The organism is Pseudomonas sp. FP1740, assembly GCF_030687165.1.
Classification (GTDB): Bacteria; Pseudomonadota; Gammaproteobacteria; order Pseudomonadales; family Pseudomonadaceae; genus Aquipseudomonas.
This window is the reverse complement of record NZ_CP117461.1, coordinates 4,166,398-4,179,244: the sequence shown is the minus strand read 5'-3', so window position 1 is coordinate 4,179,244 and position 12,847 is coordinate 4,166,398. Positions and strand designations below refer to the sequence as shown.

11 protein-coding genes are annotated in these 12,847 nt (G+C 59.2%); 5 read left to right on the top strand and 6 right to left on the bottom strand.

All coding sequences use genetic code 11. The features are described from left to right. Positions 1 to 27: 27 nt before the first annotated feature. The 6 genes from PSH69_RS18705 to PSH69_RS18680 form a co-directional block, all read right to left on the bottom strand. Positions 28 to 906, bottom strand: a complete 879-nt coding sequence (locus PSH69_RS18705; RefSeq protein ID WP_305409396.1) for an alpha/beta fold hydrolase — start codon at positions 904 to 906, stop codon at positions 28 to 30. Beyond that, the gene (locus PSH69_RS18700) at positions 906 to 1,865 is read right to left on the bottom strand and encodes a trans-aconitate 2-methyltransferase (RefSeq protein ID WP_305409395.1); all 960 of its coding nucleotides are present in this window, start codon (positions 1,863 to 1,865) and stop codon (positions 906 to 908) included. Before PSH69_RS18700 ends, PSH69_RS18705 begins: the two co-directional genes overlap by 1 nt. Beyond that, on the bottom strand, positions 1,862 to 3,094 hold the full coding sequence (locus PSH69_RS18695; protein ID WP_305409394.1) for a YcaO-like family protein: 1,233 nt from the start codon (positions 3,092 to 3,094) through the stop codon (positions 1,862 to 1,864). The genes PSH69_RS18700 and PSH69_RS18695 overlap by 4 nt, the downstream gene beginning before the upstream one ends. 43 nt (positions 3,095 to 3,137) lie before the next feature. Continuing rightward, the gene (locus PSH69_RS18690) at positions 3,138 to 3,266 is read right to left on the bottom strand and encodes a hypothetical protein (RefSeq protein ID WP_018925495.1); all 129 of its coding nucleotides are present in this window, start codon (positions 3,264 to 3,266) and stop codon (positions 3,138 to 3,140) included. Positions 3,267 to 3,645: 379 nt separating this feature from the next. Further along, complete coding sequence (locus tag PSH69_RS18685; protein WP_305409393.1) at positions 3,646 to 5,043, bottom strand: heavy metal sensor histidine kinase; 1,398 nt, start codon at positions 5,041 to 5,043, stop codon at positions 3,646 to 3,648. After that, positions 5,040 to 5,714: a heavy metal response regulator transcription factor gene (locus tag PSH69_RS18680; protein ID WP_007940896.1), complete on the bottom strand. Its 675-nt coding sequence runs from the start codon at positions 5,712 to 5,714 to the stop codon at positions 5,040 to 5,042. Before PSH69_RS18680 ends, PSH69_RS18685 begins: the two co-directional genes overlap by 4 nt. Before the next feature lie 467 nt (positions 5,715 to 6,181). On the opposite strand from PSH69_RS18680, the gene PSH69_RS18675 reads away from it, so the two are divergent. From PSH69_RS18675 to PSH69_RS18655, 5 genes are all read left to right on the top strand, one after another. Continuing rightward, on the top strand, positions 6,182 to 7,441 hold the full coding sequence (locus tag PSH69_RS18675) for a TolC family protein (RefSeq protein WP_305409392.1): 1,260 nt from the start codon (positions 6,182 to 6,184) through the stop codon (positions 7,439 to 7,441). A 49-nt stretch (positions 7,442 to 7,490) separates the two neighbouring features. After that, entirely contained in the window at positions 7,491 to 8,684 is a 1,194-nt protein-coding gene (locus tag PSH69_RS18670) for an efflux RND transporter periplasmic adaptor subunit (RefSeq protein WP_305409391.1), read from the top strand. Positions 8,685 to 8,724: 40 nt separating this feature from the next. Beyond that, positions 8,725 to 11,877: a CusA/CzcA family heavy metal efflux RND transporter gene (locus tag PSH69_RS18665; RefSeq protein WP_305409390.1), complete on the top strand. Its 3,153-nt coding sequence runs from the start codon at positions 8,725 to 8,727 to the stop codon at positions 11,875 to 11,877. Positions 11,878 to 11,989: 112 nt separating this feature from the next. Next, on the top strand, positions 11,990 to 12,190 hold the full coding sequence (locus PSH69_RS18660; RefSeq protein WP_018925500.1) for a co-regulatory protein PtrA N-terminal domain-containing protein: 201 nt from the start codon (positions 11,990 to 11,992) through the stop codon (positions 12,188 to 12,190). 79 nt (positions 12,191 to 12,269) lie between these two features. Next, positions 12,270 to 12,602 (top strand): DUF2790 domain-containing protein, encoded by a 333-nt coding sequence (locus PSH69_RS18655; protein WP_305409389.1) that lies wholly within the window; start codon positions 12,270 to 12,272, stop codon positions 12,600 to 12,602. Positions 12,603 to 12,847 lie beyond the last annotated feature (245 nt).

The following is a 12,847-nucleotide window of genomic DNA, read 5'->3' as shown; positions in this document are numbered from 1 at the left end:
GTCGAACGGCACCTTCGGGTGCCGTTTCTATTTATGCCCACTTTCTCGTTTCAGCGACTGGCGCACGGTTCTCATTATCGCGAGGTCGAAGGCGTTGTGCCCGGCGTGGAGCAGACGACAACGGATGTTCTGGCGCTGGCGAAGCCAACGTACGCTGGACATGCCGAAGGTGTCTTTGATGCCTTGTATCACCAGGGTATCGGGATCGACCCAGAGACGCTCGTCCGCCCGTGTGAAGAAATAGTGATTAACGTGGTAATGCAACTCCAGGCAGATGGCGCGCACCGCTTCTTCATCAACGAAGTCTTTGAGTGCGTGCGGGCACATCGATTGCCCGTTCAATTGCAAAATGGCCTGCAGCCAGTGGATGGCAGCCTGACGCTGTTGCACCTCGCAACCATTGCTCAGTAGCTGGTAGATACCCCGCGCACTGGCGTCGTGGGAGCCAATGGCGAATTGAGATAAACCCTCGCTCAAGGTTTTATCGTAGGCGCTTACGTTCGCAACAAACGGTATGAACACCGAGACCAACGTGGTTTTCAGAATGGCGTCGGGATAGAGCTGCTGGTATTGGATGGCCAACCAGCTTCCCCATGAAATGCCCAGCAAACTGATTTTTTCGAAACCAAAATGCCGACGCAGGGCATCGATGTCTTCAACGGATAGCCCAGTGTTGTTGTGCTGGAGCTCGCCGAGGGGAAGGGAGCGCCCGCAGCCTCGCTGGTCGAACAAAATGATATCGAAACATCGCAGATCGAAGAACTCAAGATGATGGAGGGTGCTACGACCACCCGGCCCGCCATGCAGGAAAAATATCGGTTCGCTGCCGGGGGTGCCGTGCCGCTCCCAATAGAGATGGTGGCCGTCACAAGTCGGGTAGTAGCCATTGATCGGGGAGACCAGCATCAGATGGGAACCTTCAGCCTGTAGAACTGGAACAGCTCCGTGTGCCCGGGGCGGGCCGCTACACTGGAAATCACCTGCAGTTTCAGGATCTGGGCCATGTAGGGAACGGAAATCAGTACCGGCGTATGGCCGAAAACGATAATCGTGCCTCCCGGATTCACGCACGGTGTCATATCGTGCAATGTCTGCTGCGCATCGGCGCGAGTCATGACTTCGGCATTGAGGAAACGCAGTATCAGCACATCACATTTGATGCCGGCAGAGGCAATGTTTCGGGCATCGGCCAGATAAAATTCGGCAGATGAGGTGCCATGACGATTTTTTGCATGTTCGATCATCGAGGCCGAACGATCGGAGCCCAGGCAATGTCGGTCGGGGAGTTCGCGGGCCAGGTGCGCAATGAATTCCCCAGTCGAGCACGCCGGATCATGGATCACCGCGCCGGGACTCGATATCGTCTTGAGTAACGTTGCGCAATGCTGGCGAAAGTGGCTTTCGTCGGCATCCAGTTGCTTGGCGAGCGATTCATTGCACTGCCAGTATTCGGGCGGGCAAACAAACTCCAGGCCCGTGTCATCAGTGACAGGAAACGGGAAACACACCTCGCTGTCCGGTTGAGTCTGCGCAACGTGGAAAGCCGTTTCCTTTTCTTGTCGGGTAACTCCTCGAAAATAGATCTCTGCACCTTCATTGCCCCAATGCCACTCAGCGAGCGGTCCGAGTAACATCCAGGGCCTGAGCAGGCTGTTGATATGCCAGCCGTCAGTTTCAGTGTATTGCAGGACTTTTCGGCCCACCCAGTCGCAGCCATTCACGCGTAGAACGAAGAGCTGATGGAGCCCCGGCCCCAAGGGCTCGATGTAACGATCGAGTTTGCCAGGGGAGGTCACATGACGGACGAAGGATTGAGCCAAGCGCTGTTCTCGATGGAGGGCGGTCGTTGTCGATCGAGCGTTCATGCCGGCGCTCCATGCCGCCTTTCCAAGCGCCGTCCCCGCGCCTGCGGGATAACCACATTGCCGCTGGAGACTACGAAAAAACGCTCCAGTCCCGGAATGACGACATTGACCAGCGTGGTCCCGAGGGCGGTCTGGTGAAGCGGTGCAATACCCAGCGTGCGCCCATACCGATGCAGGTCTTCGGCCAGCAAGCCGATTTGCTCGGCCAATGGTCGTTCATCACGAGCATCGGGCAAGACTACCGTTTGTTGCTCACACAGGTTCAACAGCGGATGCAGATCGAATCGCAGGCAGCGTAACAGGCGAGGAAAGGCCGTCAGATGCCGCTGAGCGTTGCTCAGATAGTCTCTCAGTTCAGGCTCCGAGGACCAAAGATGTAACTGAACCAGTTCGGTAAGTGCTCGCCAGGCGCCATGCCTGGCATCAATCGAGCAACCGGTGCCGAAGACTCGCGGGTGAGTGCATGGCGCGGCTGAAAAGGCCAGAAAGGTTCGCGGCAGGAATTCGGTGCTGATGTCGACAAGGACGATCTCGGCACCGATTTCCGCTTCGGCGCCCAGCCACAGCCGACCCAGCTCGTCGTGATCGGACATGCGTGCGGCGCGGCGCAGGGGCGCGTGGTTTTCGTAGTAGAAATGCTCCAGCAAGAACAACGAAACCGCATCGCGCTCAATACATTCATTGGCAGCATGCAAAACCGCCTCGTTGTAAGTTGCGCCAATAGCGGTTCCGCTATTACTGGCATAACGTTGCAGTGCGCCATAGTTGGTTGTGTCTTGTATCGGTGTCCGTCGTGAATAACCGGGTGTGCATAAAGCGACCGGGTATGTAAATGAAGTGTGCTTTAGTACATCCGTATACTGTCGGCAGGCTGTTATGGCATTGGGTTGTTCGGCGATAAGTGCCAGGGCAGTGTCGTCGGTAAATAGTGATGTGTCGGAAAAATAGCGCGGGGCTATATAGTGAATGTCGGAAGTATCCAAGTGGTCACTTAAATAGTGTTCCAGCATTTCGTAAAGTGCACCGACACGAGCGTGGCGCGGGTAGCCTTTACCTGATCCCCTGGCGGTGTGGTGCTGATCGCTGGAGCTGGCAGAGGCATGGACCACGACAATCTGCTGGCCCAGTGTGCGGGTGTCGACACGCAGGCCCAAGCCATCAAGTTCAGCGTGAATCCGCTGTTCAGCTTGCTCCAGGGTGAGCTCTCGTTCGGCAAGTGTGAAACCCATTGTTCGTTCCCTCGAGAGACGGGGGGCGGCGGCCCCCCGTTTTTTATACAGCTTCCAGTTCGGACCGTTCAGCCTCAGTCAGTTGCAGTTCTTCAACCTGCTCTGGCGTAGGCGCTTCCTGTTGTTCAAGGTCGATCACTTTGTTGGCGTTCCAGTTACCCATATAACCCATAATTAAACTCTCTTTTTGTTAGACATTGGATGTGCTGTATCGAGCACGGAGCAAATGTATAAGACAGGTATTGGCTCGGTCAAAAGTGACAGGAAGTTTCAAAAAACATATTCAAGGGGTGTTGAAATACGTACACATCAATTGTCGGCTTGACGATTTTTTCGTGATGCATCGGCGGGTGGTGAATGGGACGGTATTGCGGAACATACCCGCCCCAACGATTTCGACGCATGCACTTGTCGGAAATTTCAGCTGCATGGAGGTGCGAAATCGTGATGACTGACTTTTGTGGCTCTTCAGGATTCTTCGCGCGACGATTTTTCCTATCGCGCATGAAGGCGTTTCAGAAAAAATGCAGGTTGAATGATTGGGCATCTACTCATCGGGGGGTGGGAAATCCCAATCGAAACACCGTCAACGTCCCAGGCGAGCTTTTAACCTGTGCCACCCCCTGATGCAGGCTCATGATCGATCGCACGATGGCCAGGCCCAGTCCGGTGCTGCCTTGTGAGCGGGAGCGGCTGCTGTCGACCCGGTAAAAGCGGTCGAACAGGTGCGGCAGATGCTGCGCTTCGATGCCCGCGCCGGGGTTGCTGACTTCCAGTGCAACCAGTGTCGCCTCTTGTTCAATATGCAGCGAAACCGTTTGCCCGGTCGGGCAGTGGCGCAGGGCGTTGGACAGCAGGTTCGAGATCGCCCGTTGAATCATCAGCCGGTCGCCCAGCACGCGTGCGCTGCCGGTCACGCTCAGGCTGATGCGCTTGTCTTGCGCCGACAAGGAAAACAGGTCGGCCACTTTCTCGACTTCTTCTTCCAGGGCGACCGACTCGAAAGGCGTGAGCGCTGCCGGGTTGCTGGCCTGCGCCAGAAACAGCATGTCCGAGACAATCCGCGCGACGCGCTCCAGTTCTTCGGTGCAGGATACCAAGACGTTTTTGTACGCCTCGGCCGGGCGTTCCCGGGACAGCGTCACTTGTGCCTTGCCCATCAAATTGTTGATCGGCGTGCGCAGTTCATGGGCCAGGTCATCGGAGAACTGCGACAACTGCTGCACACCATTGTCGAGGCGATCCAGCATGACGTTGATCCCCTGGGCCAGTTCGCTGAGTTCCTGGGGCATGTCGAGCACCGACAGCCGATGGCCGAGGTCTTGCGTCGAGACCATCGCCGCCACTTTGCGAAACTCGCGCAACGGCATCAGCCCCCGCTGTACGGCGGCCCAGGCACTGAGGCCGATGAAGATCAGCAGCAATGGCAAAGCAATCAGCGTCGAGCGCAGATAGGCGCTGAGCAACGCCTGATTGTGGGCATCGTCCATCGACAGCAGCAGCGGGACGCGGGTGCCGTCCTTGATGCGGACCAACCGAGAAGCGGTCAGGTAGCGCTTGCCTTGATCGTCGGTACCGTCGGAGAACGCCAGTGGTTCGTCGGCGGCCAGTACAGCCTTGCGTTCAAGGCGCGGGTCGGCCATGCCGGAGCCGGATTTCAACAGTGGCGTGCGCAAGTTACTGCGGTCATAAATCGTCAGGGTGAGGTTGTCATGGCCCATGACCTGATCGAGCAGAATGTGCGGCGCCGAACGAATTTCTGCGGCATCGGCGTACAGCGACAGGCTGTGTTCCACCTGTTCCACCTTCTGGGCCAGGCTGTTTCTGGATAACGCGTTCAACTCATGGGTCAGGGCAAAGTAAGCAAGGATCGCCAGGAACACCACCAGTAGCGCGCCGAGAATACTCACCGTCAGGCCCAGGCGCATCGACAGGCTGGCCGGCTTCATTCCCGCGCCTCCAGCACATAGCCGACACCGCGCAGGGTGTGGATCAGTTTGCTGTCGAACGGGTCGTCGATCTTCGCCCGCAAACGCCGGATCGACACTTCGACCACGTTGGTGTCGCAGTCGAAATTCATGTCCCACACCAGCGAAATGATCTGGGTGCGGGTGAGCACTTCCCCGGACTGGCGCATCAGCAGATGCAGCAGGGCGAACTCCTTGGTGGTCAGGTCGATGCGCTGCTCGCCGCGAAAGGCGCGGTGACGGCCGGGATCAAGTTCCAGGTCGGCGACTTTGAGCACCTGCGGCACCGGGATGTTTTCGCTGCGGCGCATCAGCGTGCGCACCCGCGCCAGCAATTCCGGAAACTCGAATGGCTTGACCAGATAATCGTCGGCACCCAGATCCAGACCACGAATCTTGTCGGCCAGACGCCCGCGGGCGGTGAGCATCATCACCCGGGTGGAGTGGGTGCGACGCAATTGTTCCAGCACGCCCCAGCCATCGAGTTCCGGCAGGTTCACATCCAGGATCACCAGGTCGTATGCCTGCTGTTGCGCCAGATGCAGTCCGTCGGCGCCAGTGGCCGCGTGGTCAACGATATAACCACTTTCCGTCAGTCCCTGATGCAAGTATTCGGCAGCTTTAAGCTCGTCCTCGACGACAAGGATTCGCATGATTTATCACCACTTTTATTTAATGGATATTTAATTAAGGTGGCCGGGAAAGTTGTTGTTTTTGTAGGGGCTTCCGGACGGATTTGAATAACGACTAGAGGTTGTGAGTTGGTGGTTTCCTACAGCGGTTTCCCTGTGTGATGGCGTGCAAGGTAAAGGCTGTAGTGGCTACAGGGTCAACTGAAATGCTGAGTCTTGAGCCCTGAATATAGTCATCTGCGACAGCCTGTCGCAGCAGGTAAGCCCGAATGCCCATGCGCCAGATTCAGGCAAGTGCTGTTTGGCAGATAACTACCGTGTATTTGTTTCCATGTATTGCTATGTCGCCTATCGCACTTCGCATCCTAGATCAAAACAACTTCCATAAACCGAGGATGACGGATTTGTAATGTTCCAGTCACCTTGCCGATAAGTTCAAAACCCTACCGTGGTGGCATCAAAGATTCTTGAATAAAGGAAGTCTTCCATTGCCCGGTTTAAAAGAACGGACGGCGCGAGCACGCCTGAAAAAAACAGCGAGGACAGTGACGGCCAGCGTTGTGTTGCTGGCCGGCACGGGGCTTGTGCATGCATCGACCCTGACCCTCGATCAAGCCCTGCAAACGGCATTCGCCGGTAACCCGGATCTGGCGGCGGCGCAGTGGGAAATCGGCATCGCCGAGGGTGAGCGCAAACAGGCCGGTCTGATCCCCAACCCCGAAGTGTCGTGGGAGGCCGAAGACACCCGGCGCGACTCGCGAACCACCACGGTGATGCTCAGCCAACCGATCGAACTGGGTGGCAAACGTGGCGCACGGATCGACGTCGCCAGCCGCGCACAGGACGCCGCAGGGATCGAGTGGGAGCGCAAGCGCAATGCCTTGCGCGCCGATGTGATTCAGACGTTCAACAGCGCCCGGACCGCGCAACAACGCTTGCAGTTGTCTCGTCAGTCGCTGCAACTCGCCGAACACGGTTTGCGCGTTGCCCAAGGACGCATCGAGGCCGGCAAATCATCGCCAGTCGAAGGCACCCGGGCGCGCGTGCAACTCTCCGAAGTGCGCCTGGAACTGAGCCGCGCCGAACGCGATCGGACCAACGCCTACCAGCAATTGGCGCAGATCATGGGCGCACCGTTGCCAACCTCGACCACCGTGCAAGCGGCCGCGCAAAGCATGCCCACCGTGCCATCGGCAAGTCGATTGCTGGAGCGCCTGAACGAGACCGCCGAGCTGCGTCTGGCCAAATTGCAGATCGATCAGCGCGAAGCCTCACTGGGTCTGGAAAAGTCGCAACGCATTCCCGACCTGACCGTGAGCATTGGCAGCCAATACAGCGAAACCGAGCGCGAGCGGGTCAACGTAGTCGGGCTGTCGCTGCCGATTCCGCTGTTCAACCGCAATCAGGGCAACGTGCTGGCAGCAGCCCGGCGCAGCGATCAGGCGCGGGACCTGCGCAACGCCACCGAGCTGCGTTTGCGCACGGAAATCCAGACCGCCCTTGAGCAATGGCAGACCGCCAACGGCGAAGTCGAAGCGTTCAACCAGACCATCCTGCCCGCTGCGCAAAGTGCGGTCGACAGCGCCACGCGCGGTTTCGAAATGGGCAAGTTCGGCTTCCTCGATGTGCTCGACGCCCAGCGCACCCTGATCAGCGCACGCAGCCAATACATCCAGGCCGTCAGCGAGGCGACGGACGCGCGAGTACGCATTGAACGCATTTTCGGCGACCTCACCGTCAGCCCTTGAATTTCATCTTTCAAATCACTGCGCGATGGCATGGCGCAGAGGAGTTTCCATGGAAAAAAAACTGATCGTGGTGGCTTCGGCGACGTTGGCGCTGGGCATTGGTATTGGCTCGATGTGGCCGGGCAATGCGTCCATCGACGCTCACGCCGATGAAGCGGCGGAACACGCCGGTCATGCTGAAGAAGGCGCAGCAGCCGACGGTGAACATATAGAAGAAGGGCACCTGGAGCTGAGCACCGAACAGATCGCTGCGGCGGGCATTCAACTGGCCGAAGCGCGGGCGCAGAGCATCAGCCTCGGCTTGCCGTACCCCGGCGAAGTGCGCTTTGACGAAGACCGTACCGCGCACGTGGTGCCTCGGGTGCCCGGGGTGGTCGAGTCGGTATCGGTCAATCTTGGGCAGCCGGTGAAGAAGGGGCAGTTGCTGGCGGTGATCGCCAGTCAGCAGATTTCTGATCAGCGCAGCGAACAGGCAGCCGCGCAGCGTCGCCTGACCTTGGCGCGCACCACTTACGAACGCGAGAAAAAGCTGTGGCAGGACAAGATCTCCGCCGAGCAGGATTTCCTTCAGGCACGCCAGGCATTGGAAGAAGCCGAAATTGCCCTGACCAATGCCCGGCAAAAAATCAGCGTGCTCAGCGGCAGCGTGGTCGCCACCGGCGGCAATCGCTATGAACTGCGCGCGCCGTTCGACGGTGTGGTGGTGGAAAAACACCTGACGCCGGGGGAGGTGGTCGATGAAACCACGGCGGCGTTTACGCTCTCCGACCTGTCGCGGGTGTGGGTGACGTTCGGCGTTTCGCCCAAGGATCTGACCAAGGTACAAGTGGGCAAACCGGTCACCGTCAGCGCCCCGGAACTCAATGCTGAAGTCGCCGGCACCGTGGCCTACGTCGGCAGTCTGCTCGGTGAACAGACCCGCACTGCAACGGTCCGCGTGACCCTGGAAAATCCGCAAGGCTCGTGGCGCCCCGGCCTGTTCGTCACCGTGCTGGTGGCGACTGACAGTCGCCAAGCCAGGGTCGCCGTACCTGAAACCGCAATCCAGACCGTCGAGGACAAACCCACGGTGTTCGTGCGCACCGATGACGGCTTCAAGGCGCAAGCGGTGGAGCTGGGCAGTCGCGCGGCCGGCTTGGTGGAAGTCACCCAAGGGCTGGAACCGGGCGTGCAAGTCGCCAGTGCCGGCAGCTTCGTCCTCAAATCGGAGTTGGGCAAAGCCTCGGCCGAGCACTCTCATTGAAGGCTCCCACTGATCCGTCAACCTCGACCGGAAGGTTCTCATGTTCGAACGCCTGATCCAGTTTGCCATCGAGCAGCGCATCATCGTGCTGCTCGCCGTTCTCCTCATGGCCGGCCTCGGCGTCGCCAGTTACCAAAAACTGCCGATCGACGCCGTGCCGGACATCACCAACGTCCAGGTGCAAATCAACACCGGCGCGGCCGGGTTCTCGCCGCTGGAAACCGAGCAGCGCATCACCTTCCCGATTGAAACCGCCATGGCCGGTTTGCCGGCGCTGGAGCAGACCCGCTCGCTGTCGCGTTCGGGGCTGTCGCAGGTCACGGTGATCTTCAAGGACGGCACCGATCTGTTCTTCGCCCGGCAATTGGTCAACGAGCGTTTGCAGATCGCCAGGGAGCAATTGCCCGAGGGCGCGGAAGCGCTGATGGGGCCGATTTCCACCGGGCTCGGGGAGATTTTCCTGTGGACGGTGGAGGCACAGGACGGTGCGCTGAAGGACGACGGCACCGCCTACACGTCAACCGATTTGCGGGTGATTCAGGACTGGATCATCAAGCCGCAATTGCGCAACGTGCCCGGTGTGGCCGAGATCAACACCATCGGCGGATTCGCCAAGGAATACCAGATCGCCCCCGACCCGAAACGGCTGGCGGCTTACAAATTGACCCTCACCGATCTGGTCACGGCGCTGGAGCGCAACAACGCCAACGTCGGCGCCGGTTACATCGAGCGCAGCGGTGAGCAGCTGCTGATTCGCGCGCCCGGGCAAGTGGCGAGCACTGACGACATCGCCAATATCGTGATGGCCAATGTCGACGGAACGCCGATCCGGATCAAGAACGTCGCGACGGTAGACATCGGTCGCGAACTGCGTACCGGTGCCGCCACCGAAAACGGTCGCGAAGTGGTACTGGGCACGGTGTTCATGCTGATCGGCGAAAACAGCCGAACGGTCTCCCAGGCAGTGGCGACCAGGCTTGAGCAGATCAATCGTTCCCTGCCCAAAGGCGTGATCGCGGTGCCGGTGTATGACCGCACGCACCTGGTGGACAAGGCGATCGCCACGGTGAAGAAGAACCTGATGGAAGGCGCGATTCTGGTCATCGCGATTCTGTTCCTGTTCCTGGGCAACATCCGTGCGGCGTTGATCACCGCGATGGTCATTCCGCTGTCGATGCTGTTCACCTTCACCGGCATGTTCACCAACAAAGTCAGCGCCAACCTGATGAGCCTCGGCGCCCTCGACTTCGGCATCATCGTCGACGGCGCGGTGGTGATCGTCGAAAACACCCTGCGACGGCTGGCCCATGCGCAGCAGCATCACGGGCGTTTACTGAGCCGTTCCGAGCGTTTCCACGAAGTATTCGCGGCGGCCAAAGAAGCGCGGCGGCCGCTGATTTTTGGCCAGTTGATCATCATGGTCGTGTACCTGCCGATCTTCGCCCTGAGCGGTGTCGAAGGAAAAATGTTCCACCCGATGGCCTTTACGGTGGTCATCGCGCTGTTGGGCGCCATGCTGTTGTCGGTGACCTTTGTGCCGGCGGCCATCGCGTTGTTTGTCACCGGCAAGGTCAAGGAAGAAGAGGGCGTGGTCATGCGCGGCGCGCGTCGCGTTTATGCGCCGGCGCTGGCGTGGGTGATGTCCCATCGCGCCATGGCGGTGGGTGCGGCGCTGGCTGTGATTGTGCTCAGCGGCGTGCTTACCAGCCGCATGGGCAGCGAGTTTGTGCCGAGCCTCAGTGAGGGCGATTTTGCCCTGCAAGCCTTGCGCGTGCCGGGCACCAGCCTCACGCAATCGGTGGATATGCAGCAGCGTCTGGAGACCTTGATCCTCAACAAGGTGCCCGAAGTCGAGCGCGTGTTCGCCCGTACCGGCACCGCCGAAATCGCCTCCGACCCGATGCCGCCGAACATCTCCGACAGCTACGTGATGCTCAAGCCGAAGGTGCAGTGGCCGGATCCGGGCAAGTCCCGCGAAACGCTGATGGCCGAACTGCAACAAGCCGCCGCGACGCTGCCGGGCAGCAACTATGAACTGTCGCAGCCGATCCAGTTGCGCTTCAACGAACTGATCTCCGGCGTGCGCAGCGATGTGGCGGTCAAGGTGTTCGGGGATGACATGGACGTGCTCAACGCTACGGCGGCGAAGATCGCCGCCGCCATGCAGAAGGTCAACGGCGCGTCCGAGGTCAAGGTCGAGCAAACCACCGGCCTGCCGGTGCTGACCATCAACATCGATCGCGACAAGGCGGCGCGGTACGGGCTCAACGTCGGTGACGTGCAAGACACCATTGCGGTGGCAGTCGGCGGGCGTCAGGCCGGGACATTGTATGAAGGCGATCGGCGTTTCGACATGGTGGTGCGCCTGTCCGATGCCATGCGCAAGGACATCGAAGGTTTGTCGGCACTGTTGATTCCGGTGCCGGCGCCCCTGAATGGCGCGGCCGATCGGATTGGCTTCATCGCCCTCAAGGACGTCGCCAGCCTTGATCTGGTGCTCGGGCCGAATCAGGTCAGCCGCGAGAACGGCAAGCGGCTGGTGATCGTCAGCGCCAACGTGCGTGGGCGCGATATTGGCTCCTTCGTTAAAGAGGCCGGTGAGGTGATCGAGCGCGATGTGCAGGTTCCGGCGGGTTACTGGACCGGCTGGGGCGGGCAGTTCGAGCAGTTGCAGTCGGCGGCCAAACGCTTGCAGATCGTGGTGCCGGTGGCCTTGCTGTTGGTGTTCGGCTTGCTGTTCATGATGTTCAACAACCTCAAGGACGGCTTGCTGGTGTTCACCGGGATTCCGTTTGCGTTGACCGGGGGCGTCATGGCGCTGTGGCTGCGGGACATTCCGCTGTCGATCTCGGCGGGCGTTGGTTTCATTGCGCTGTCGGGGGTGGCGGTGCTCAACGGTCTGGTGATGATCGCGTTTATCCGCAATTTGCGGGAGGAGGGGCGTTCGCTCGCTGATGCAATCAATGAGGGGGCGCTCACGCGTCTGCGCCCGGTGTTGATGACGGCGCTGGTCGCGTCCCTGGGCTTCATTCCCATGGCTTTGGCGACCGGCACGGGTGCCGAGGTGCAGCGACCGTTGGCGACGGTGGTGATCGGCGGGATTCTGTCTTCGACCATCCTGACGCTGCTGATTTTGCCGGCGCTGTATCAGCTCGCGCATCGACGTGACGAAGACGCAGCTTCAACCAAGTAGGTGGTCCTCCTGTGGCAGCGCCAGATAACGGATATGTAATTTGCGCGCCACCGTCACGAAAGGTTCGGATTGTTACCTTGATCCCGTTAGTTAATTAAACGAGGAATCAAGCATGAAATTTGTACAACTGAGTGCGTTCGCAGCGGCGTTGGTGATGTCTTCTGTTGTTTTGGCTGAAGGTGGCGGCGACAGAGTCTTTGAGAAAATGATGGCGGCCAATGACCGTTCGGTGGAGGCGTTTGTCGCCAAGGAACAGGCGCGCAACCCCGTCGTGTTGAATGAAAAAAAGGACGACAAGACCAAAGACTTGTAAGCGTGTCGCACTTGAACTAGCCCGTCATCGAAGGCCGATGGTGGGCTTTTTTTTGAGCCTGGATTTGAAGGTACTGGATATGAAAGTTTTTAAGTTGATGGCGTTCGTCGGTGTGATGGCGATGTCGTTGAATGCGCTGGCAGAAGGCGGCGGTGACCGGACGTTTGAGAGGGCATTCAGTGCCAACGCCAAAGCCATGGAGCAGTACGCGGCCAACCAGGGCAAACCTGCACCGGTGGTGAAAGACTACGAATACGGGATGAAACTGGATGTGGTCAAAGTGGTGAGCGTTGTGCGGCCGCAAGTTGCCTGCTCCGTGGTGCCGACTGCCATGACCTATGAAGATTCAAAGGGCCAACTCAATACCATCAAATACACCGTGGCAGGCGATTGCCGCCGACAGGGCGGGTGAGGGCACAGAGGGCCTCCAACCTACGTTGAGTATTTCAATTCGGGATGTTTAACGGATGTGGCGAAAGTAGGGAGGCTTCCCACAATGTTTCAGGTTGTCCGTCGGACGTCCGCTCTCTAGCCTGTGTTTGTCGCTGCCAATTCAGCGATCGGGATTGGAACCCCGCGGCTCCACTGAAAGCAAATGCGCCTTTCATGACGTAAGCTTGTGCACCTTGATGTGCGCACTCCGTTATGGCGGCTGTG